We start from the raw sequence: 23,742 nt of genomic DNA on the forward strand, positions 1-23,742 counted from the left end.
AAGTTAAATTGATTATCATTCTGGATTTTTCGCCATCGCGGATTGTGGCCTGCTCTTTAAATCAGAATTTGCGTGAAGAATTGTCCTGTTTTGTGCGCCTGTGCTCAACTTTTTAAAAAACATGTCCGGGAATGAGAGATAGCGTTTGCGAGAAGAGTGCGATAGTAAGAACCATGTTCAAAATCTCCTTAAGTGATAGAAAGTTGTGCAACAAATTCATACCACAAATCAGAGAGGTTTTGGACATTTTTCTTTACCCCTTAACCGGACGGCAATGAGGCGCAGTGTAATTTCATTTTTTTAAGGCTGCCGGTATTCTATAGGAGTGTCTTATGTCTCAAGTCAGATCTGCATACACCGACAATCTGAACTTCTACGGTTCTTACACGCCTTGCGAACTCGCCGCAACATACGGCACGCCCTTGTATGTTTACAACGAAAACCTGCTGCGGGAGCGCTGCCGGGATTTACTGAATCTTTCACGCCACCCGGGATTTGGAGTCAATTATTCAGTCAAGGCAAATACCAATCCCGTTCTCTTGAAAATTATACGTGAGGAAGGTCTCGTAGTCGACGCCATGAGCCCCGGAGAGCTCTATCTGGATAAGCTCTCAGGATTCCAGTCCAGCGAAATACTTTATATCTCCAACAATAATTCTGAATCTGAGTTGAAAAACGCTCTGGCGCATAACCTGCTCATCAGTGTGGATTCCCTCTCTCAACTGGATACGCTGGGCCGTCTCAACCGGCATGGAAAAGTGATGGTTCGCTTTAATCCGGGCATAGGCGCCGGCCATCACGCCAAAGTCATCACCGCCGGCAAGGAAACAAAATTTGGCATTACACCTGACAAGACGGATGGCGTTATTGCCCTGCTCCAACACCATCATCTAACGCTCGCTGGCATCAACCAGCATATCGGCTCACTCTTTATGGAATCGGACGGCTATCTGAACGCGGCACAAATTTTGCTACATCTGGCGGAAGCCCTGCCGGACAATATTTTTGCACAATTGGAACTGATCGATTTTGGAGGGGGTTTCGGCATTCCCTATCATAAATATGAAAAAAAACCAAGACTCGATCTGATCGAGCTCGGCAGGCGTCTGCACGCCATGCTCAACAGCTGGTCGGAAAAATCAGGGTATCAAGGTCGATTTTTGATTGAACCCGGTCGCTATATTGTTGCCGAATGCGGCATTCTGCTCGGCAGGGTGCACGCTGTCAAAAACAACGGCGACAAACGGTATGTCGGAACAGATCTGGGTTTCAATGTTCTGGTGCGTCCGGCCATGTACGACTCTTTTCATGATGTGGAAATTTACCGTCCCTCAGACAGGCGGGGCAGCAACACCGCGCCGATGTTGCAGACCATTGTAGGCAATATCTGTGAAAGCGGAGATATTTTGGCCAAAAACCGTCTGTTGCCTGTTATTGAGGAAGAAGATGTGCTGGGCATACTGGATGCCGGCGCGTACGGTTTTGTTATGGCGTCACATTATAACCAGCGCTGCCTCCCCGCTGAAGTGCTTATTCGCCATGACGGCACGACTGATCTGATCCGCCGCCGTGAAACGCTGGAAGATCTTGCCCGCTGTTTTGACAGCCGCGCCTCGAATGAACAATCCTGACCTCAGCACGTCGCCAGGCGCAATCTGGCGGCTTACCTGGCCCCAGATGCTTATGATGTACCTTGTATTCTTCATGGGTTTCATCATGGTCTGGGTGGCGGGACAAATCAGCGCCGACGTGCAGGCTGCTCTCGGCATGGTGACGCAATCTTCCATCTTCCTTATGGTTGTTGCCATGGCTCTTGCAAGCGGGGCTACAGCCGCGATCGCACAATCTCTCGGCGCGCGAAAAACCTGCCGCGCTCAACGCTATATAGCCACGACGGTGCTGGGCAGTCTTATCCTCGGCATTTTTGTAGCTGTTGCAGGCTATTGTTTTGGAGATCACATTCTTGTTTTTCTCATGGTGCCGAACACAATCATGCCGGTCGTGCACGAAATATGGCAAGTCACCATGCTTGCTTTGCCGGCTCAGTATTTGTACGCCGCCACGGGCACCATGTTTCGCGCTACGAGGCAGGTTCTGCAGCCGCTCCGGGTAGCGGCGCTGGTTTGCGCCGTCAATCTGCTGGCCTGCCTTGGCTTTGGTCTCGGCTATTTCGGCCTGCCCGCATGCGGTTATATGGGTCTTGTCTGGACAAATTTGAGCGTACAGGTGCTGGGAGCTGTCTGCAATTGCCTGTTGCTTGTCCGTTCTGGCTATCTCTCACGCCATGTCTTGCCGTCTTTACGCTGGCTCGGGGCAGGCCTGCCCTATCTGCTGCGGGTGGCTCTGCCCGCGGGCGCTGCGCATATTGTCTGGCAATCAGGCTATCTCACGCTGTTTGTGCTGGTGGCGGCACTGCCGTTAGACAGTGTGAACGCGCTGGCCGGCCTGACTGCCGGCCTGCGGATGGAAGCGCTGCTCTTTCTGCCCGGCATGGCGTTCAATATGTCCGTTGCCGTTTTAGTGGGCAACTGTCTGGGGGCGGACAACCCGGGCGAGGCAAAACGCGTGGGGCTGCAAATGGTGGGAGCGGGCACACTTGCCATGAGCCTCATTGCCGCGCTGCTCTGGCCTTTCCGTCAGGAAATAGCGCAAATGCTCTCCCATGCGCCCGGTACGCAAGCACAGATTATCAGCTACCTGACGTATAACCTGCTGTCCACGCCCTTTTCCATCGCAAGCACTGTCATGGGCGGAATTATGGTGGGGGCCGGCGCTACAAGATACAACCTGATAATTTTTGGCGGCACATTTTGGATAGTACGTCTTCCGCTCGGCTGGTTATTGGGGCACATCCTCTGGGGTACAGCAGCAGGCGTATTTTTGGCTATGCTGTGTTCACAATGTCTGCAAACATGCATCATGCTCTATGTTGTACTTTGCTGCAACTGGACGCGCTTTGCCATGAAAAATTTACACCAGCCGCGGCATATCACCCCACACTGACGATTTCAATTTCAAACGTCAGATCCTCGCCGGCTAAAGGATGGTTGGCGTCGAGCGTGATCTCATCTTCCCCGACATCCGTAATAACCACATCCATCTGCCCCTGCTCATTGGAAAGCTGAAGAGCTGTGCCCACCTCCAGAGGAATATGCCCCGGAACTTGGGCACGCGACACGGTGAAGACAAGTTCAGGATCCATGTCGCCGTAAGCTTGATCCGACGGCACGGTGACAGTCACAGTTTCTCCGTGCTCATGCCCTTCAACCGCTGCCTCAAAGCCGGGGATCAGCATCCCCCGGCCCATGGTAAATTCCAGAGGCTCACGCTCCCTAGAAGAGTCAAAAACAGTGCCATCCGCCAATGTGCCGGTGTAATGGGCTCTTACGGTATCCCCTCGTTTCACGGACATGCTGCCTCCCTGCAAAAGATTGCCCGTGTGGTGAAATCACATCTCGGGCTGCGGTTCCACGGGCGTGTAGTCCATAGTGCGCTGCACGGGGGCAAAGCCGGCCGCGCGTATGACCTTGTGTATCTCGGCACGGCTCAGGCTGTGAGACACGCCTGCGGCAGCCACAACATTTTCTTCAATCATGAGTGAACCGAAATCATTCGCGCCATAATACAGGGCAAGCTGGGCAACCTGCGGGCCCATTGTCACCCAGGATGCCTGGATATTCAAAATATTGTCCAGAACCAGTCGGGAAAGCGCCAGCAGTCGCAGATACGCCGGTGCCGGCAGCGGAGTGCAGCGGATACGGGTGTACGCGGGCTGAAATGTCCAGGGAATAAAAGCTGTAAATCCCTGAGTGCGATCCTGTAACGAGCGCACCGCAAAAAGGTGATCAAGGCGATGTGACGGCTCTTCCACATGACCGAACATCATCGTCGCCGTAGTGCGCAGGCCCTGTTTATGCGCCTCTTCCATCACGAAAAGCCATTGGTCGGCTGAACATTTGTTGGGGGAAACCCGCGCTCTCACATCATTATGCAGAATTTCCGCGCCGCCCCCAGGCAAGGAATGCAAACCCGCTGCCCTTAAACGAGACAAAATTTCTTTCACGGAAAGCTTGAACTTTTGTGACCAGAAAAAAATCTCCGGCGGTGAAAAGGCATGGATATGCAGGCCAGGCCAGGTGGTGCGCAGCCAGCGTAACAAATCTTCGTACCATTCAAGGGGCAAACCCGGATGATGACCGCCTTGCAACAAAATCTGCGTGCCGCCGAGTCGCAGTGTTTCCTCGACCTTGCTCGCCATTTCCTCACGGCTGATCACATAGCCTTCCTTGCTCTCCGGCGGCCGAAAAAACGCGCAAAAACGGCAACCGCACACACACACATTGGAATAATTGATATTGCGGTCCCCAACGTACGTCACAAAAGCCTTCGGATGCAGCCGCAAACGCATGGAGTGGGCAAGAGACGCCAGCGTGTGCGGACTTGCTCTGTAATACAAGATATCCGCCGCCCGTCGATCAAGGCGCTTCCCGCGCGCCGCAAGATCAGCCGCTTCCCCTACATCGGCGTCTTCTCCAAAAGGACTGCGCGCGCGATCAAACATCATGGCTGCGCCTCAGCATTGTACGGACCCAGACAGTCAAAAACGGCATTGCGCCGCACCGCTCTGAAACCGGAACTTCGTATCATGGCTTCCAGATTCTGTATGGTCAGCCCCCGGGAAGAAGCCGCTCCGGCCATATGGCCGATATGTTCCTCAATAATTGTGCCGTCCAGATCATCAGCTCCGTACCAGAGCGCAGTCTGCGCAAGCTTTGGTCCCAGCATGATCCAATAGGCCTTGATATGCGGTATATTGTCCAGCATCAGCCTTGAGACGGCAACAGTGCGCAGTTGATCAAGCCCGCGCTGCGGTCCCAGCTTGTCGTCCGGCAATTTAAGAGCACTGTTTTCCGTTAAAAAAGGCAGGGGAATAAAGCAGGTAAAGCCCCCGCTTTTATCCTGCTGCTCACGCAAGCGGCATAAATGATCCACACGCTGTGCAAAATTTTCAAGATGCCCGAAAAGCATGGTGCAATTGGTTTTTATGCCAAGAGAGTGGGCCTCGCCGGAAATCCGCAGCCAGGTCTTTGCGTCGGCTTTATGCGGACAGATCTGCGGACGCAACGTTTCGTCAAAAATTTCGGCGCCGCCGCCCGGCATCATCACAAGACCCGCCGTCTTGAGACGTTTGAGAATTTCCAGGGAGCTCACGCCCTCAATATTTGCAAAATGCGCTATTTCAACAGGGGTAAACGCCTTGACAGACAGTTGTGGATTCAAATCCAGAACCGTGCGCAGAAGGTCTTCAAACCAGGCAAGAGGTAATTCCGGGTGGCAGCCTCCCACAATATGCAATTCATCAAGACGCAACGGACTTTGATCAGCCTTACGCAAACGTGCCAGTATCTCTTCCCTGCTCAAGGTAAACGCGCCGGCGTCGCTTGCCGCACTTCTATGAAAAGCGCAAAATACACAAGTACTTACGCAGATATTGGTATAGTTGATTTGCCTGTTTACGACATAAAAAGCAGCGTCTGCGTGCAGGCGGCAGCGCACATGAAAAGCAAGAGCTCCTACGGCCGTAATATCTGGACAATTAAAAAGTTCAAGGCCATCGTCATAACTCAGACGGCGCCCTGTCAGCACTTTATCGTATATGGACGAAAGGCCGAGGTCGGCATAATATACTGCGTCAAGCATGGGCCCAATCCTGAGCGTTGAATGGCGGTCGCATCAACGCCCGGTAAGATAAACCCGCCGACGCACACTGTCAATGTGAGGGAAAAATGCCGAATTCCCCGCTCAATGCTCTGACCCTCGGGCTTTCGCCCTGCCCGAACGACACGTATATCTTTCACGCTCTGTTGCACGGGCTGACGCCCGCGCCGTTCAAGACCAAAGCACACATTGCCGATGTGGAGGAGCTCAACACACTTGCGCGAAACAGACAGCTAGATGTAACCAAGATATCCTTGGGAGTTGTTGCACACATTATGGACGACTATGCCCTTCTTTCCTCAGGCGCCGCCCTCGGCTGGGGATGCGGCCCGCTCATAGTGGCGCGCGCAGCCTTGCGGCAACAGGACAGGCGTATGGCAAGCGTTGCGATACCTGGTCTGATGACGACGGCAAATCTGCTTCTCGATCTGCATGGGGACTTTCAAGGACAGCGCAAGGAAATGCTTTTCAGCGATGTCATGCCCGCCGTGCAGCGTGGAGAGACTGGCATGGGCGTGATCATACATGAGGGCCGCTTCACCTACAAACGTATGGGGCTCGTAAAAATTCTTGACTTGGGGGAATGGTGGGAAACTCTCTTTCACATGCCGTTGCCGTTGGGGGTCATTGCGATACGCCGTGACATTCCCTTTGCGACGGCCGGATCTGTTCAGACAGCCATTGCCGCCAGCCTCGCCTACGCACTGGCAACGCCCAAGGCTTCCAAAAATTTTGTACGCGCCTACGCCCAGGAAATGGAGGCAGATGTGATTGCATCGCATATTAAAACATTTGTTACTGATTTCAGCCTTGATCTCGGGCAGATTGGCAGTACAGCCATAGAAACGCTTGTCGGCCGGGCCGCCGAACTGCAAGGCAGACGCCTGCCGGCTGAAGGACTTTTTCTGCGCTGATAGGAATCATCATTCCCTAACCGGCTCAGGAATCAGGCTCCTGTTCCCGCCATTCTCCGGCATGGCGATCCCCGTGCCGGTATCCGCTGTGGACGGATCCGCATGCACCCCGTTATTCCACAGCGGCATGACACTGCTGGTCCGGACGCGGCAAAAATCCGGCTGATCCGTTGGCTGCCGGTCGCCATTACGCCCGTTGTAAAGAATTTTTTGCCGATGTGTCCTCCAGCATATTTATTCGACTAAGTGGCGACTGGTAAGAGGTTGGGAGCGTGGGCTGTATATGATACTAGAAGCCATCTCATAATCAAAACGTTTTAATCTCTATAAAAACTCTAGACTTTTCTGTTTGACTCCTGCATTAAGTAAGGAATGGACATTACCAATGAACCTTTGCTTTCCGCCACACAAAAAGGTCCGAGAGGGCAAGACAGGCAGGCCGTCACTGAATGATCCACGTTCCATTTTAAACGGAGCACTGTGGATACTTCGTACCGGCACACCATGGCAAAGATTTACCTGAGCGGTATCCGCCATACCAGACATGCCATATAGCAGTGGCAGACGCTGCCGGTTTTCCTCTCGCCGTTTACGTGGCAAGCGCGTCGCCTCATGAAATGACCTTGGTCGAGGATACTCTTGACTGTACGTTTACAAATGAATTGCCTATGCGGCTGATTAGGTGATAAGGCTTATGACAGTAACAAGCTTGATGCCGGACTGAAAGAAGACTGGTTAATTTCTGTATCTCTGGCTGGAGAACGCTTTTGGAGTGTACCGTTTTCGCGAAAAATCGGATGGCGGAACAGATTTACGTCAAGGCGGGTAAAACCGGAGGAAAATCATGAGTCGTAAAGAAAAAGATTCTTTGGGTGAAAGAGAGTTGCCGGATAACGCGTATTATGGGGTGCAGACACTGCGCGGCAAAGAAAATTTTCACATTACAGGCATTACTGTTTCGCATGAAAAGGCCTTGATAAAAGCCTTCGGCTTTGTAAAAAAAGCCGCTGCCAGGGCCAATATGGAATGCGGTTCTTTGGAGAATCCTGTCGCCGATGCCGTCATGAAGGCTTGCGACAAACTGATTGCCGGTGAATATGCGGATCAGTTTGTTACAGACCTCATCCAGGGAGGGGCCGGCACTTCCATCAATATGAACGCCAATGAGGTTATCGCGAATGTCGCTCTGGAAATTTTGGGTAAACCCAAAGGGGAATACTCAACTGTCAGTCCCAACGACCATGTGAACTGCTCGCAGTCCACCAATGACGCTTATCCGACAGCTTTTCGCCTTGCCCTGATTATGCGGTTGAGAGAATTTGCCGAGGCACTGAAAGCCCTGCAGGAAGCCTTCGCCGCCAAAGGCAAGGAATTTTCCCGTGTGTTGAAAATGGGCCGCACCCATTTGCAGGATGCTGTGCCCATGTCTCTTGGCTCGGAGTTCAATGGCTTTGCAACAACCATCGGTGAAGAAATTGAAAGAGTCATGGAATCACGCAATCTGTTGCGTGAAATCAACCTCGGCGCGACAGCCATCGGCACCCGTGTCAATACGCCGTCCAATTATCCTGACCTGGTAACCAAATACCTCTCTGAATTCAGCGGTATTGACTTTGTCCTTGCCAGCGACCTCATTGAAGCCACATCCGATACCGGTGCCTATGTGCAACTTTCCGGTGTTTTGAAACGCACGGCTGTTAAAATGACAAAAATCTGCAATGACTTGCGTATGCTGGCTTCCGGCCCGCGCTGCGGACTGAATGAAATTCTTTTGCCGCAGCTCCAGCCGGGGTCTTCCATTATGCCCGGCAAGGTCAACCCTGTTATCCCTGAAGTGGTCAACCAGACCTGTTTTCTGGTTATCGGGCTGGATACAACGGTAACGCTTGCCGCTTCCGCCGGTCAGTTGCAACTGAATGTCATGGAGCCGGTGATTGGTTTTTCCTTGTTTACGTCCATCGGCACTCTGCAAAACGCCATCCGCAGTTTGACGCTGAACTGTGTGGCCGGCATTAAGGCCAACGCGGAACGCACAAAAGACTATGTCATGAATTCTGTGGGAATTGTTACCCAGCTCTCTCCGATTCTGGGCTATAAACAATGTGCGGAGATTGCCCGCGAGGCTTTCCTGGAGAATAAATCCGTACATGACATCGCTGTCAAGGGAAAGAAGCTGATTACGCAGGACAAGTGGGATGAAGTGTTTTCTTTTGAGAATTTAATCAACCCCCAATACATCAACGGGAAAGGTGTATGATGATTGTACTGGAACTTCTGATAGTACTTGGAGCAATCTACCTGGGTGCCCGCCTGGGCAGTATCGGAATCGGTTTTGCAGGCGGCTTCGGCGTACTGCTGCTGGCCTTGGTGGGCGTCAAACCCGGCGGCATGCCCATTGACGTGATACTGATTATCATGTCGGTAATCTCGGCTATTGCGGCCATGCAGGTAGCCGGGGGAATGGATCTGCTTGTGGCGGCCACCGAGAAGCTGTTGCGGAAACATCCAAAGTATATAACCTATTTTGCGCCTCTGGTGACCTTTTTTATGACGGTCATGGCAGGCACCGGGCACACTGCCTTCTCGACGCTTCCGGTTATCGCTGAAGTGGCCAAAGAGCAGGGTATTCGGCCTTCACGCCCACTCTCCATTGCCGTTGTGGCCTCGCAGGTCGCCATCACCGCATCCCCCATCTCCGCAGCGGTGGTGTTCTTTTCCGGTGTCATGGAGCCGCTCGGCGTTGATTATCTCCAGGTTCTGCTCATTTGTATTCCCACAACGCTGCTGGCCGTTATCCTGACATCTTTCGTCACCAACTTTCTGGGCGAGGAGATGAAGGACGACCCCGTTTATCAGGCGCGCCTGGAGGCGGGTCTGGTGAAACTCCGCGGTACGCAAAAGATTGAAATTCTGCCTCATGCTCTTCGTTCTGTTTGCATATTTGCTGTCGCCATCGTTATGGTCATGCTCTACGCAACCCTCATCAGCGACAAGGTCGGTTTCATTGCCAAGGAGAACATCATTCTCTCCCGCGATAACGCCATTATTGTCTTTATGATGACTGCGGCTACCTCCATTGCTTTGTTGTGCAAGATAGGCGCCACCAAGGTGTTGAATGCGCCCACGTTCAAGTCCGGCATGAGCGCCTGCATTTGCGTTTTGGGTGTCGCTTGGCTGGGCACTACGTTTGTTGCCGCGCACGAAGCCGAAATCAAGGCTCTGGCCGGCGGCGTGCTGCAAACCATGCCATGGCTGCTGTCTGTCACGCTCTTCTTCGCTGCCATGCTGCTCTATTCTCAGGCGTCCACAGCCAAGGCGCTGATGCCTATGGCCATTGCCCTCGGCGCAAGCCCCGTGACCTTGGTGGCTTCCTTTGCCGCTGTGTCGGCCCTGTTCATTCTACCCACATACCCCACACTGCTCGCGGCTGTGGAAATGGATGACACCGGTTCTACCCGCATCGGCAAGTATGTGTTCAACCATCCTTTCATTATACCGGGAATATTGACTATTTTCTTGTCAGTTGTTTTTGGGTTTGCTTTTGGCGGCATTATTCTTTAAGATCTTGACGCGTTTTCCTTATTTTATCGGTTGCCGCCTACAGCATGTTAACGGGGTCAAGATCAAGAAAAAGACGCAAGGCGGCGTTTTTTTTCTGCGCCTGCGCGAATAAAAAGACATGTCGAAGCGAAGGCCAATCCTCGGCCTTAAGCAAGCACTGGTAGCGACGCTGCCCGCGCAAAACGGATAAAGGTGCCGGCGCCGGGCCAAGCATGCGAACGCCGAGGGCCTGCGCCCGCCCGCGCAAAACGGCTGCAAGACCGCCAAGGGCGCAAAGCCCGTTTTTGTCGTCAACGGCAAAGGATATGCGTATGAGAGCGAGGCGCACAAAAGGCGGATAGCTCCGCAGACGGCGACGTTCCAGCTCTTCTTGATAAAAGCCTTCATAATCGCCGGTGCGCACGTATTGCCAACAATAGTGACGCACATCCCGCGTCTGAATCAGGACGCGGCCCGGTTTTTCGCCGCGCCCTGCACGGCCTGCGGACTGCACCAGCAGCTGAAACGTGCGCTCTGCCGCGCGGTAGTCCGGCAAATTAAGTCCCAGGTCTCCGTCAGCAGCCACGACAAGCGTCACCTGAGGGAAATGATGCCCTTTTGAGAGCATTTGTGTACCCACCAATATAGAGGCCTCCTGCCGCGCAAATGCTGCCAGAATTCCCTCCATCTGTCCGGGGCGGCGCGTGCTGTCCCTGTCCAGACGCAGAACGGGCCTTCCCGCGAGCGTGCCGAGCCGCTCCGCCAGACGCTCTGTGCCTTCGCCAAGAGGCAGGTAGTTCATGCCCTTGCAATGCCGGCAGGGCGACGGAAAAGGCAGCGCGTAGCCGCAATAGTGGCAAATCAGCTTTTCGCGCCCCTTGTGGTAGGCAAGACCGATTTCACACTGCGGGCAGCGCAGGGTTTTGCCGCAATCAAGACAGTACATAAGCGGAGCGTACCCGCGCCGATTGAGCAAAACAACGGCCTGTTCACCCCTCGCCAGTGTTTCACGCAGTGCCGTCTCACTTTCCGGAGCAAGAAGCCCTCCGGCTGCGGCAAACATGTGCGCATGCTGTATGTCCACCATGTCCACCGGAGGCAAAGGCCGGTTCCCCACACGGCGCGACAGCCGCAGCACGGGCAAGTTGCCGTTTTGCGCCGCATGCCACGTTTTCATGTCGGGGGTGGCAGATCCGAGCAGCAACAGACCGCGCTTGTGGCGCATTCTGTACCAGGCCAGTTCCTTGGCCTGGTACGACAGAATTTCATCCTGCTTGAAGGATGCGTCATGTTCCTCATCAAGCACAATGCAGCCGAGACGCGGCACTGGAAGAAACAATGCCGAGCGTGTTCCCACAACAAGACAGGGCTTGTCCCTGCCGGCCAGGGAGCGGAAAACGGCTTCACGCCGTGCCGGAGACTGATACCCGTGATAAAAAAAGAGAGACGCGTCGGGCAGAGCGCAAGATGCGTCACGGCGCAGCTTGTGGGCCAGAGCCACTTCCGGCGCGAGCAGCATAACGCTTTTGCCGCAATCAAGGCATGCTTTGGCAAGCTCCAGATACACAGCTGTCTTGCCGCTGCCCGTAACCCCGAAGAGCAGGCGGGAAGAAGGCCGTTCGAGAGCAAGGGCAGCGCGCAGGTCCACAAGCACTGCGGCCTGATCTGCATTGAGCGTGAGAGGGGACGGCGGTGGCAGCAGAATCGCTTCTTCCGTTTCTCCTGCTTCTTCGCGCATGAACGCCAGATGCCCGGCCGCAACAAGCGCCTGCAACGGGGATGAGGCATATCTGCCGAACCGTTGCAGCAAACGGCGGCGGCTCACGGCTCCATGTTCGTGCAGATATTCGAGCACCTCAAGCTGACGTGCGGCCGATGGTCTGACCGACCAAGGAGGGTCTGCGCGCAAAAAACAATATTCCTCGCTCGCCGCGTCCGCGCCTGGCGCCAGAATGCGGGCATTGCCCGCACACATTTCCCGCGCAAATTCCGCGCGTTCTGCCGGGGCGGCGTCCTGAATGCGGCGCAAGGGCAGCGACTCCGCTCCTCCCGCGCCGAGACGACGAAGACGCATTCTCGCTGAACGCAGGCCTTTCGGCAAAACGTGCCCCAAAATACAGCCGACAGACACGCCCTGGCGCAACGCCATGTCCTGCACCAGCGACAACAGGTCAGGCGGCAACAGGGGGTCGGCCTCCAGCGGCCAGCAAATGGGCTTGCAGGTTATGCCTTCAGGCAGTTCGGATTCATGCCGCAGCGCGAGAATCACAGCGGCCCTGAGCGCTCCCCGGCCAAGCGGCACCGCCGCCCGCAGGCCGAATCGCCAAAATTCCACAGGGAATTCCGGCGGCATTTCATAGCACAACTCACTGTATGGAGGGCTCAACAAGGCGACGTCAACATGCATGCAGTCAGTCCTTCCCGCGACAGGCTTGAGATATTTTGTCGAAACATGTATACAGACAAATGCAATACCCCAAACGGAGCTCCACGTGAATACACTGCCCAACAGGGATTTTCTGAAAGAAAACGACTTTACGCCCCAAGAACTCACACAACTGCTTGACCTTGCGGCCGAACTAAAAAAAGCGCGCAAAGCGGGACGAGAACAAAAATTTTTGAAAGATAAAAATATTGTCCTCCTGTTTGAAAAAGATTCCACGCGCACCCGCTGCGCTTTTGAAACAGCCGCGCACCATCAGGGCGCCAACGTCACATACCTTGGCCCGTCAGGTTCACAGATGGGGAAAAAGGAATCCATACCCGACACAGCCCGCGTGCTCTCCCGTTTTTTTGACGGCATAGAATACCGCGGCTTCGCCCAGTCATGCGTGGAATCTCTTGCGCAATTCGCTTCTGTGCCGGTATGGAACGGTTTAACGAATGAGTGGCATCCGACGCAACTGCTGGCCGACATGCTGACAATGCGCGAAGGCTGTATAAAGCCTCTGAACCGCCAGACGCTGGCTTATCTTGGCAACGCACGCTACAATATGGGCAATTCCCTGATGATGGGTTCTGCCATATTAGGCGTGGATTTCCGCTCTGTGGCCCCCCGTCAGTTCTGGACGTCGGATGAGGTATTTGCTCTGGCCTGCGAAACAGCGAAAAAAACAGGAGCGTGCATCACGCGCACGGAAAATGTTGATGAGGGAGTCAGGGGCTGTGACTTTCTTTATGCCGACGTCTGGGTTTCCATGGGTGAACCGGACGAGGCGTGGAAAGAACGCATCCGCCTGCTTGCGCCCTATCGGGTCGATATGGCTGTTATGAAAAAAACCGGCAATGACGACTGTAAATTTCTGCATTGCCTGCCGGCCTTCCACAACCGCGATACGACAATCGGCGAAGACATATACCGGTGTTTCGGCCTTGACTGTATGGAAGTGTCTGACGAGGTCTTTGAATCCCCCCGCAATATGGCATTTGAAGAAGCGGAAAACCGCCTGCACACCATTAAAGCCGTTATGGTCGCAACCCTTTCGGAAGAAGCCCAGGCATTGACGAAATAAAGATTGACCGCCGCATGTGGGAAAAACACGTTCAGAAATTGGTGAGATAAAAATCCGGCACATTGTGAAGATGTTCGCAGTTGACCCTGCGCCTCTGACCCGGCGCGCGCCGAAACAGGTTTGCATCCTGCCGGGCCGCGCCGGCGAGCATCAATTTTTACTTTACAAAAACGGTTTGCGCGCTGTATACGGCTACACATGAAGCTCATTGCCACACAACTGCAGCAGTGTTTCGGATTTTTCCCGCCCCCGTTGGTTTCAGCGGGGGTTTTTTTTACTCTTCAGACGCAGCAGCTATGAACGCCGACAATCGCTATTACTGGCCTCACAAGGATTTACTGGACGTGACCCAATTAAGCGGGATGGACACCCTGCATCTGCTTGATCTGGCCGCCAGTTTTCAGGAGATCAACCGCCGTCCGCTCAAAAAAGTACCGACGCTCAAGGGCAAAACAGTGGTGCTGTTTTTTGTGGAAAACAGCACACGTACCAAAACATCCTTTGATGTGGCCGCCAAGCGGCTCTCGGCCGACACGTATTCCCTGACAAAATCCGGTTCCAGTCTCAACAAGGGAGAAAGCCTCAAGGACACGGCACTGACCTTGCAGGCTATGGGGCCGGACGTGATTGTCATGCGTCACGCGAGCAGCGGCGCGGCCGCCTATTTGGCGAAGGGGCTCTCCTGCGCCGTTGTCAACGGCGGTGACGGCTGGCATGCCCACCCCACACAGGCCCTGCTCGACTGCTTCAGCCTGCGCGAGGCGTGGGAAGGCCGTTTTGCGGGCCGCACCTTGTTGATTTTAGGCGACATAGCCCACAGCCGCGTTGCCAGATCAAACGTGCATTTGTTCTCCATGCTTGGAACGCGCGTGCGCCTGTGCGCGCCCCGCACACTGCTGCCCGCCGGTGTGGAGAACTGGCCTGTGGAGATCTTTTCCGATCTTTCGCGCGCCGCGCGCAATGTGGACGCGGTGATGTGCCTGCGCCTGCAGCTGGAGCGCCAGCAGGTCAGGCTTTTGCCGGATCTGGCGGAGTATTCGCGGCGGTATTGTCTGGGATCTGCGCATCTTGCTATGGCCGGGACGGATGTCAAGGTGCTGCATCCGGGCCCGCTGAACAGAGGGCTCGAAATTGCCGATGACATTGCCGACGCGCCCGCAAGCCTTGTGCTCAATCAGGTGGCCGCCGGCGTGTCCACGCGTATGGCGGTGCTTTATCTGCTTGCGACGCGCAGAGACGGCAAACCGACATAAGTACCCGCCCTGGGTGCAAACATATTGGGGATCGGGGGGGAATTATGACGCTGTGCATCACAAACGCACGCCATCTGGGCGCACCGGTAGATTTACTGGTGGACGGGGACAGGGTACGGACAATGACACCTGCGGGGCAGCATCCCGCACCTGACGGCTGTGAAGTGTTCGACGCCGTCGGTCTTGTTCTGATGCCGGGGTTTATTGACGCGCACGTTCATCTGCGCGAGCCCGGCTTTGAATATAAGGAAGACATTGCCTCCGGCCTGGCGGCGGCGGCACACGGCGGCTTTTCCGCCGTGCTGTGCATGGCGAACACCAAACCCGTCAACGATACGGCATCTGTCACCAGCTTTATGCTGGAGCGCGCCGCGCAAAGCCACCCGTTCGGGCCGCGTCTGCATCCCGTCGCGGCGGCCACCGTAGGCCTGAACGGCGAGGGAATGGCCCCTCTGGCGGAGTTGAAGGAGGCGGGCTGTGTGGCCGTTTCCAACGATGGCCGCCCTGTGGAAAATGCGGAACTGGTGCGGCGCGTCATGGAATACGCGGCGGATCTCGGCCTGATTTTTATTGATCACTGTGAAGACCCGCGTCTGGCCGGAGGGTGGCTGATGAACGAGGGCGAGGTCAGCGGCTTTCTAGGTGTAAAGGGGCAGCCGGCCGTGAGCGAGGCCGCGCAGGCCGCGCGCGACATCATGCTGGCTGAATATCTGGGTCTGCCCGTGCATATCGCGCATGTTTCCGCCGGCCTTACCCTGGATGTGATAGCCTGGGGCAAAGCGCGCGGCGTGCAGGTGAGTGCCGAGACCTGCCCCCATTATCTGCTGCTCGACGACAGCGCCCTTGCGGGCTACAACACGGCGGCCAAGGTGAGCCCCCCCCTGCGCGGCGCGACAGACCGCGAGGCCCTGTGCCGCGCAGTGAAGAAAGGGCTCATAGACATTCTCGTCACTGACCACGCGCCGCACGCTGCCCATGAAAAAGACGGCACGCTGGATGAAGCCCCCTGCGGCATAACAGGCCTTGATCTTGCTCTGAGCCTTACTTGGAATCTCGTGCGCGAAAACATGCTTGCCGAGGCGGACATGCACCGCCTTTGGTGCAAGCGGCCTGCGGAAATTTTCCGTCTGCCCTGGAATGGATTCGCGCCCGGCGATCCTGCGGATTTCTTTTTGTTCGATCCTGATGAGGTCTGGACGCCCGGCCCGGACACCATGCACTCCAAAAGCCGCAACACGCCTTTTTTGGGACAAAACCTGCACGGGCGCGTCAAAGGCCATTGGATCGGCGGGAGGCGCGTTGTATGAATTCTAGCAAGAAAGCATTTTGACGCCACATTTGCCCTTGAAACGTTATTGACGGACAAGTTCCGCCAGTGCCGCACCAATGCGGTCAAGCGCCTCGGCAAGCACTTCGTCCGCCACAGCGTAAGACAGACGGATGCAGTTGTCATCGCCAAAGGCGACCCCCGGCACAAGCGTGACGCGGGCCTTGTCAAGCAGGTACGCGCATATGTCCGTGGAGTTTTGCACCGTTGCATTGTAACACCGGCGGACGTCTATAAACAGGTAAAACGCCCCGTCCGGCTGCGGGCAGACGACAAAAGGCCAAGATTTGATGACCTTCATGGCCTCGTCCCGACGCCGCTGAAAGGCGGCGCGCATGGTTTCCACGCAGTCCATCGGACCTGTCAGCGCGGCTAGCGCGGCTTTTTGGGCAATGGAACAGACATTGGCCGTGCTCTGCCCCTGAAGGGTGGAAAATTTTTTGATGAGATCCGGATGCGCGACAAGATAGCCCACGCGCCAGCCCGTCATGGCAAAGGTTTTGGAAAGGCCGCCGAGCACGGCTACCTGCTCCGGAAATTTTACAAACCAATCAATGACGCTGGTCGGCTTCGCCGGATCACAGACGAGCTGATCGTAGATTTCATCGCTCAGCACAGACAGGCCGTGGCTGACGGCCCAGTCCACAAGGGCGTCGAGTTCCGCCTTGGCGTAGACAGCGCCTGTGGGGTTGTTTGGAGAATTGAGAATGAGCAGCCGCGTTTTTGGGGTTCTGTGCGCTTCCAGCATCTCCGGCGTGACTTTGAAGGCATGCTCCACGCCGGGGTGCACCAGCACGGGAACACCGCCGGCAAGCTCCACATTTGGCGGATAGCTGAGCCAACAGGGTGCGGGAACAAGCACCTCGTCACCCGGATTGATGGTTCCCTGCACAAAATTGAACAGGGCCTGCTTGCCCCCGGCCGAGAGAATAACGGATTCCCTCGGCACGGGCACATCGTACTGTTGTTTAAAATAGCCGCCGACAGCCTCGCGCAGCTCCGGAATGCCGGGCACGGGCGTATATTTTGAAAAATTGGCGTCAATGGCTGCCTTGGTCGCGTCACAGATATGCGCGGGCGTGGGAAAATCCGGCTGGCCTACAGCAAGGCTTACTACCGCGATTCCCTGCGCCTTAAGTTCCATAGCTTTGGCGTTGAGAGCAAGAGTCAGGGAAGGCTTGACGTTGCGAAGACGTTCGGAAATCTGCATAAGATAATCCTCCACATGACGGTGTGTCTACAGCACCCGATAGCACACGGCAGGTTCCATAAGCAGACCTGCGTCGGCCATGCGTTTTAAAGCGTTATGCATGGCCCGCGTCGTGGTTTCGTGGGTCATGCACACCAAGGGCACGCCGCGGCCTTCTGCAGATTTTTGTATCATCTGCGCCACGCTTATGCCTTCCACGGCCATGCAGCCGGCGAGGTCGCGCAGCACACCGGGCATGTCTTCCACAGTAAGCCGCACATAACAGCATGACCGCCACTCTTCGTGAGGAACAACGACAGCCCCGGGAAGCTCCTGCCGGACAAAACCCGTATTATTGGCCAATTCTCCGCGCGCTACGGCCAACAGGTCAGAGAGCACGGCGCCGGCCGTGGGCATGCCTCCCGCGCCGCGCCCATGAAAAAACAACGATCCCGAGGCGTTCGCCTCTACCCTGACGGCATTGTAGACGCCGCCGACCTTGGCGAGCAGATGGTGATGGTGCAGCAGCGCCGGAAAAACGCCGGCCTCAAGACGCGTCACGGCCGTGCTCCCGGTGTCCGGAATTTTCCTGACCTGACCTATCAGTTTAATCCTGTAGCCGAATTCCCGCGCAAGGCATATATCCATGGCGGAAAGACCCCGTATGCCGCGCACGGAAAGGGCCGTATACGGATAGTGCACGCCATACGCGAGACGTATCAGTAAAATGAGCTTATGCGCCGCGTCATGACCGTCAATATCAAGCGTAAGGTCAGCCTCCGCGTAGCCGCACTCCTGCGCCTGTTTAAGAGCCACGTTGAAATTGAGGCCGTTTGTGGTCATTTCTGAAAGAATATAATTGCTTGTGCCGTTCAAAATGCCCATGAGCGAGACAATGCGGTTGCCGGTCAGGCTTTCCTTCAGCACCTGCACAATGGGTATGGCCCCGGCAACGGCGGCCTCGTAGCGCAGTATGCGCTTTTTGCGTTCAGCCTTTTTGAACAGGGCAATACCTTCTTCCGCCAGCAACGCCTTGTTGGCCGTGACAATATGCTTGCCCTGATCAAGCGCCCTGTCAATAAGCGCGCGGGCGTGCTTTATGCCGCCCATAAGCTCCACAAGCACGTCAATCTGCGGGTCGTCAGAGAGCGCGGCCGGGTCTGTGGTCAATTCCGCGCCTTCAGGCAGGGGCACACCACGGGCTTTGCGCGGGTTGCGCACGAGCACGCGTTTTATAACAATATCGCGGCCGGAACGCTGGCGGTTCAAATCCGCATTTTCGGCGACAAGGCGCGCCAGACCGCCGCCCACTGTGCCGAAACCGGCCAAACCGACGACAAGCGGTTTGCTTGCAGGACTTTTTTTCATGCTCTGTCCAAAATAAGATATACGCGGCGCGACCGCGCCTACAGATCCCGCGTTACGCGCCGGAAAGCAGGCGGCGTATGCCGCTCACGGCCTGCCGGGTGCGGTGCTCGTTTTCTATCAGCGCAAAGCGCAGATATTCATCGCCGTAGGAACCGAAACCAAGGCCCGGAGAAACGGCCACATGCGCTTCCTGCAGGAGGAGTTTTGAAAATTCCACCGAACCCATTTTGCGAAACGCTTCAGGAATACGCGCCCAGACGAACATGGTGGCTTGGGGCGAAGGGATTTCCCAGCCTATACGTCCAAGACCTTCAATAAGTCTGTCGCGTCGTTCACGGTAAATATCGCATATTTCATGCACATAGTCGTCCGGGCTGTTCAGCGCCACAGTGGCTGCAATCTGCACCGGCTGAAAGATGCCGTAATCCAGATAGCTCTTGATGCGGGAAAGGGCATGGATGAGCCGCGGATTGCCGAGGCAGAAACCAACACGCCAGCCGGGCATGGAATAGCTTTTGGACATGGTGTAAAATTCCACCCCCACGTCCTTTGCCCCCTTGGCCTGTAAAAAGCTCGGCGCCTTGTAGCCGTCAAACACAAGATCGGCGTAGGCCAGATCATGAATGACCCAGATGTTGTTTGCTTTTGCGAAATCAACAATTTTTTGAAAAAAATCCAGATCCGTCACTTCTGTCGTGGGATTGTGCGGGTAACAGAGAAAGAGTACTTTCGGCTTTGGCCATGCCTGACGTGTCGCCGTTGTCAGGTTTTCAAAAAAATTCCGCCCAGGGCCTATGGGCACACTTCGCACGTCCGCGCCGGTAATAATGGGCGCGTATTTGTGTATGGGATAGGTGGGGTCCGGTGACAGTACCACATCGCCCGGATCAAGCATGGCAAGGGAAAGGTGAGCAAGTCCCTCTTTGGAACCCATGGTTACAATGGCCTCGCTTTCCGGATCAAGATGCACGTCGTACAGGCGGACGTATCGGTTGCACACGGCCTTGCGCAGATTGGGTATGCCCTTGGAAAGCGAGTAGCGGTGGTTGACCGGTTTTTTCGCCGCTTCCGTCAGTTTGTCCACAATATGCGCGGGGGTGGGGATATCGGGGTTGCCCATACTGAAATCAACGATATCAATATGTTGATGGCGCAACTGCATTTTGAGATCCCCGACTACAGCGAAAACATAGGGGGGAAGGCGTTGAATGCGTGGAAATTCTTCCATGGTTTTCTCCCATCGGCGCATTTTACTGACCGGCAGCATAGTCGCGCAAGGGCATTTTTGTAAAGTCCTGTATTGCCGATTGCCGCGCAGAGTGTCAAAGCAGGCGGGTCAGCTCAAAGCTCACAGGACGGAGAAATTCCCTCACGGAGTTACACGATCTTATGGACAAGCCGCTCTGACAGAAAGCTGGTCATGGACATGAAAGTACATACAATGGGTAGCGCACACGGCAGTTGAGGCGCAAAACAGATGCGGCGCGGGCCGTCCCGTAAGGGCCGACACCGCGCCGCATCTGGTGACGTTGGCGGTTAACGCCTAGAATTCCAGTCCCACGCGGAGGGAACCGCTCACGCCTTCGCGTTTGCCGACATAGCCCTGCACGCCGAGATCAACGAGCCACGGAGATTTGCTGGAAGGTTTAAAAACCAAACCCGCTTCACCAATGCCCGTCTCTCCTTCGAACTTCGCAGCCTTGAGATCATAGCCCCATACAGACGCTCTTGCCTTGCCGTCAAATTCATATTCGAAGGCCGCACCGATATAAGGGCTGATATACTCGTTGATTGCATAGGCAAATCGAGCTCCGCCACGCAGACGATGAGAATCAATCGGATCAAAACTTACCGGTTCGCCTGTGGAAATTGTTGCGTCATTGCCGTCCTGGTGCAACCAGAAGTATTTGCCGTACACATCAAGAGAGGCTTCCTCGGTGATGTTCCACACATAGCCCACACCGGCGTGAATACCGTAATACGTCGATTCCGTATCAAACGAGGCCTTGCGTCCGGAAACATCCTTCAGTCTGGTGGATTCATAATCATTATTGAGTCCACCGATGCGGGCCGCGGCTTCTGTATAGAAGTGACCCGGGCCGACATCATTGAACTTTAAGTGACCCAGCAAACCGCCACCAATATAGGAAGTGTTGCCGCTTCCATGAATATCGTATGAAGCTCCACCATATTCAAAAAAGGCACCGGCAGTCAGTTTACCGATTTCCGTATTTATATTACGTGAAATACCGGCCATCAAATTTACACTGCTTGTGTCAATATATGAACCGGTGTTATAACGCATGCTGCTTGCATCAACAACAGCGAAAGCACCCCAGGCATCTTCTTTCGCAGAATTGATTGCGCTTCCCATACCTGCGCCTGCCGCAAGGTCCGCACCCTGATTGGCAAGAGCTGCCCCAACAGAGGCTCCTTCGGTTATCGATTTGGCACCGGGTACAACAGGAGTACCACCGCCGCCTGGGCCGTCAGATTCAATAAGTTCAGCAACGAAGTCGTTGTCGCCGTCTTTCCTCAACTGAAAAGTGAATTCAAGAAGAGAACCGTGTTGTATTGTTTGAATTCCGCTGTCTTTAATATTACCTGCCAATTCTGTACTTCCGCGAAGCAGATAGTATTTGTCGCCAAACTGCAATGGTTCAACATCGCCAGAGAAATCTAGTTGTGGCCACATTCCATCAATACTGATGCTGTCCGCTGTAACAGTTAACACTGGATTATCTTGATTATTGACTGGAATACCTCGCAGATAAAATGCTAACATTCCTCTTAAATCGGCCGCATGCACAGTCATGCTGCTTCCAGGATATATATGCAGATTTGCATAACGACTCATATTAAAATCGTGATTGGGCGCATCCAAATTGAAACCGCTCATTAACGATGTATTAGTATACTGACGCAAATTGACAATATTTTTTTCAGCATCGGGCGCGTCTACAATAAACTTGTTATCGCCGCCCCAGTAAAAGTATCCATCCTGAGTAACTTCCATTCCGAATGTTTTACCGTTGTCCTGTTCCACATAGATGGGGTCATACAAATATACATCACCACCCGAGAATGGGGAAATGACAAGAGTCGCGTCAGCATTGCTATGGGGTTCGATTATCGGTGTCGTCGATCGGATAGAGATGGAATTGGTCCGTTTTCCATCAATATCATTAATCTCGTTGTTCCGGAAAATCGTTGTGTTGCCGGCAGTTGCAACTATAGTTAAGGACAAAGTCCCAGAAGAAGCGGCGATGTCGGTGCCGGTATCCAGTGTAATGGCACCACCGTATACACGACCCGAATCATACGTCTGCAAAGAAGTAAATATATTATCTGTAAACTGACTATCAGTGACTGTCAAACTATCTTCAAGATACAGTATTCCGGCACGTATATTACCTCTTGCTGTAATTGTATTATCAGCAAATATACTGCCACTGATATCGCCTATTGTACTTGTTAAAGTACCAACAATACCGCCATTAATATCTATAGCAGAAATAACATTGTTGGTGAACGTACAATCAATAATATCGCCAATAGTACTCTGATTTAAAGCACCAACAATACCACCTGTCCAAAGTGAGCCCGTGGTAATTACAGTATTGTTATCGAAAACATTATTGACAATATCGCCTATTGTGCTGTATGTATCAGCACCAACAATACCACCACCAACAACTCCAGAAGCAATGATCGTATTACCGCTGAATATGTTATCTGTAATATCTCCTATATATGTCCCATCGGCACTTTGCAGGTTATCAGTGTAAACTCCAACTATCCCACCACCACGAATTACTGCGTCGATTGTTACCGTATTGTCGCTGAATATATTGTTCTTAACGGCACCAATAGAGGCTGAAGCTTCCTGACTACTATGAACACCAACTATCCCACCACCTGCCATAGTGTCGGCGATTGTTACCGTGTTGCCGCTGAATATATTGTTCTTAAGGGCACCAATGGCTGAAGCTTCCTGAACACCATAAACACCAACTATCCCACCACCACGCATTATTTCGGTGGCTGTTACGATGTTATCGTTAAATATACTGTTGCTGATATCGCCTATAGTTCCCCGATAGGCTCCGATAATGCCGCCACCCTGGAAATCGCCGTCTCCATTTTTTGTTACTGTGTTATTACTGAAAATAGCATTGTCGATGGCGCCTATCTGTTGATTCTCACCAGCTCTTAATACGCCGCCGCCTCGTAGATTGTCGCCCACCTCAAAGGTTACTGTATTATTGTTGAACACAATTTCACTAAGATTGCCGATATTGCCATATAGTACAGCATTGTTACCAGCATAATCCTTGAAATGGTATCCACCAAGATTTGTTGTTGGTTCAATCATCGCATCTGACGGAAAAGCTGTACCACCAAAACTGGTTATAGCAAGCTCTACAGCATCAGAAATAAGTTTTTTCAAACCGCCCGTTTCCCCTCTTGCTAGATCAATCAAGCCGGTGGACAAGTCTGAAGGCAACTTTCCACCACCATTAAGATCTTCCGCCCGGGTAAAAAACGGATACGCTGTAAACATGGTTATGGTTATCAGAGTAACCATAAACTGCTTTACGTAGTTTCTTTTCATAAATTCCTTCCCCTGTTTTTATATGTAAACGATAATGCTGAATTCACCATGTCCGAAGGAAACGCCGAAAGCCGCGCTGAACCTTGCGGCGGACAGCGCGGCACTGCGGAGTTAGTGTGTGTGTAGCAAGAATCGGGCCGAAACCGTCAGCTTCGCCCGAATCTCTCTCCGCTCCGCGCGGGAAAATTTGTCCTTGCCCTGACCACATGCACTATGCCTTTACGTCCTTTAAGAAAACCAAGCCGAACAATGCAAAAACAGTCCGGTGAAGTAGTTGCTACTTTTACACACAAAACGCGGTGGCTG

At 54.0% G+C, this 23,742-nt stretch carries 16 protein-coding genes and 1 pseudogene; 9 read left to right on the forward strand and 8 right to left on the reverse strand.

What is annotated here, in order from left to right:
* Window positions 1–332 precede the first annotated feature (332 nt).
* Window positions 333–1,631 carry a diaminopimelate decarboxylase gene (gene lysA / locus RSDT_RS03415; protein ID WP_096399568.1) on the forward strand — a complete coding sequence of 433 codons (1,299 nt, stop codon included), beginning with the start codon at window positions 333–335 and terminating at the stop codon, window positions 1,629–1,631.
* 52 nt (window positions 1,632–1,683) lie between these two features.
* Window positions 1,684–3,003: an MATE family efflux transporter gene (locus tag RSDT_RS03420; RefSeq protein WP_231941915.1), complete on the forward strand. Its 1,320-nt coding sequence runs from the start codon at window positions 1,684–1,686 to the stop codon at window positions 3,001–3,003.
* Here RSDT_RS03420 and RSDT_RS03425 read toward each other — a convergent pair.
* From RSDT_RS03425 to mqnE, 3 genes are read right to left on the reverse strand one after another with little or no spacing between them, the layout of a single operon-like run.
* Window positions 2,990–3,412, reverse strand: a complete 423-nt coding sequence (locus RSDT_RS03425; protein ID WP_096399570.1) for an FKBP-type peptidyl-prolyl cis-trans isomerase — start codon at window positions 3,410–3,412, stop codon at window positions 2,990–2,992. The genes RSDT_RS03420 and RSDT_RS03425 overlap by 14 nt on opposite strands.
* A gap of 36 nt (window positions 3,413–3,448) precedes the next feature.
* Window positions 3,449–4,564 (reverse strand): cyclic dehypoxanthinyl futalosine synthase, encoded by a 1,116-nt coding sequence (gene mqnC, locus RSDT_RS03430; protein ID WP_096399571.1) that lies wholly within the window; start codon window positions 4,562–4,564, stop codon window positions 3,449–3,451.
* Window positions 4,561–5,700, reverse strand: coding sequence for an aminofutalosine synthase MqnE (mqnE, locus tag RSDT_RS03435; RefSeq protein WP_096399572.1), 1,140 nt, complete (start codon window positions 5,698–5,700; stop codon window positions 4,561–4,563). The genes mqnC and mqnE overlap by 4 nt, the downstream gene beginning before the upstream one ends.
* An 86-nt stretch (window positions 5,701–5,786) precedes the next feature.
* On the opposite strand from mqnE, the gene RSDT_RS03440 reads away from it, so the two are divergent.
* The 4 genes and pseudogenes from RSDT_RS03440 (at window position 5,787) to RSDT_RS03455 (ending at window position 10,193) form a co-directional block, all read left to right on the forward strand.
* Window positions 5,787–6,632: a 1,4-dihydroxy-6-naphthoate synthase gene (locus tag RSDT_RS03440; protein ID WP_096399573.1), complete on the forward strand. Its 846-nt coding sequence runs from the start codon at window positions 5,787–5,789 to the stop codon at window positions 6,630–6,632.
* Between the two features lie 385 nt (window positions 6,633–7,017).
* Window positions 7,018–7,162 (forward strand): annotated as a pseudogene (locus tag RSDT_RS07390) (transposase); the annotation flags it as partial.
* A 314-nt stretch (window positions 7,163–7,476) separates the two neighbouring features.
* Window positions 7,477–8,889 carry an aspartate ammonia-lyase gene (locus tag RSDT_RS03450; protein WP_096399575.1) on the forward strand — a complete coding sequence of 471 codons (1,413 nt, stop codon included), beginning with the start codon at window positions 7,477–7,479 and terminating at the stop codon, window positions 8,887–8,889.
* Window positions 8,886–10,193 (forward strand): anaerobic C4-dicarboxylate transporter, encoded by a 1,308-nt coding sequence (locus RSDT_RS03455; RefSeq protein ID WP_269457521.1) that lies wholly within the window; start codon window positions 8,886–8,888, stop codon window positions 10,191–10,193. The genes RSDT_RS03450 and RSDT_RS03455 overlap by 4 nt, the downstream gene beginning before the upstream one ends.
* A gap of 37 nt (window positions 10,194–10,230) precedes the next feature.
* On the opposite strand, the gene priA is transcribed toward RSDT_RS03455, so the two are convergent.
* Window positions 10,231–12,579 carry a replication restart helicase PriA gene (gene priA, locus RSDT_RS03460; RefSeq protein ID WP_096399576.1) on the reverse strand — a complete coding sequence of 783 codons (2,349 nt, stop codon included), beginning with the start codon at window positions 12,577–12,579 and terminating at the stop codon, window positions 10,231–10,233.
* An 85-nt stretch (window positions 12,580–12,664) separates the two neighbouring features.
* Between priA and argF the strand changes: the two genes are divergently transcribed.
* The 3 genes from argF (at window position 12,665) to RSDT_RS03480 (ending at window position 16,244) form a co-directional block, all read left to right on the forward strand.
* Window positions 12,665–13,684: an ornithine carbamoyltransferase gene (gene argF, locus RSDT_RS03465; RefSeq protein WP_231941757.1), complete on the forward strand. Its 1,020-nt coding sequence runs from the start codon at window positions 12,665–12,667 to the stop codon at window positions 13,682–13,684.
* A gap of 296 nt (window positions 13,685–13,980) precedes the next feature.
* The gene (locus RSDT_RS03475; protein WP_096399579.1) at window positions 13,981–14,937 is read left to right on the forward strand and encodes an aspartate carbamoyltransferase catalytic subunit; all 957 of its coding nucleotides are present in this window, start codon (window positions 13,981–13,983) and stop codon (window positions 14,935–14,937) included.
* 44 nt (window positions 14,938–14,981) lie between these two features.
* Entirely contained in the window at window positions 14,982–16,244 is a 1,263-nt protein-coding gene (locus RSDT_RS03480; RefSeq protein WP_096399580.1) for a dihydroorotase, read from the forward strand.
* 45 nt (window positions 16,245–16,289) lie between these two features.
* On the opposite strand, the gene RSDT_RS03485 is transcribed toward RSDT_RS03480, so the two are convergent.
* The 4 genes from RSDT_RS03485 to RSDT_RS03500 all read right to left on the reverse strand — a co-directional run bounded on the left by RSDT_RS03485 (window position 16,290) and on the right by RSDT_RS03500 (window position 23,436).
* Window positions 16,290–17,474 carry a pyridoxal phosphate-dependent aminotransferase gene (locus tag RSDT_RS03485; RefSeq protein WP_096399581.1) on the reverse strand — a complete coding sequence of 395 codons (1,185 nt, stop codon included), beginning with the start codon at window positions 17,472–17,474 and terminating at the stop codon, window positions 16,290–16,292.
* Window positions 17,475–17,501: 27 nt separating this feature from the next.
* Window positions 17,502–18,821 (reverse strand): homoserine dehydrogenase, encoded by a 1,320-nt coding sequence (locus RSDT_RS03490; protein WP_096399582.1) that lies wholly within the window; start codon window positions 18,819–18,821, stop codon window positions 17,502–17,504.
* A 52-nt stretch (window positions 18,822–18,873) separates the two neighbouring features.
* Window positions 18,874–20,049, reverse strand: coding sequence for an aminotransferase class I/II-fold pyridoxal phosphate-dependent enzyme (locus RSDT_RS03495; RefSeq protein ID WP_096400482.1), 1,176 nt, complete (start codon window positions 20,047–20,049; stop codon window positions 18,874–18,876).
* Between the two features lie 315 nt (window positions 20,050–20,364).
* Complete coding sequence (locus RSDT_RS03500) at window positions 20,365–23,436, reverse strand: autotransporter outer membrane beta-barrel domain-containing protein (protein WP_096399248.1); 3,072 nt, start codon at window positions 23,434–23,436, stop codon at window positions 20,365–20,367.
* Window positions 23,437–23,742 lie beyond the last annotated feature (306 nt).

The organism is Candidatus Desulfovibrio trichonymphae (assembly GCF_002355955.1).
GTDB lineage: Bacteria > Desulfobacterota > Desulfovibrionia > Desulfovibrionales > Desulfovibrionaceae > Desulfovibrio > Desulfovibrio trichonymphae.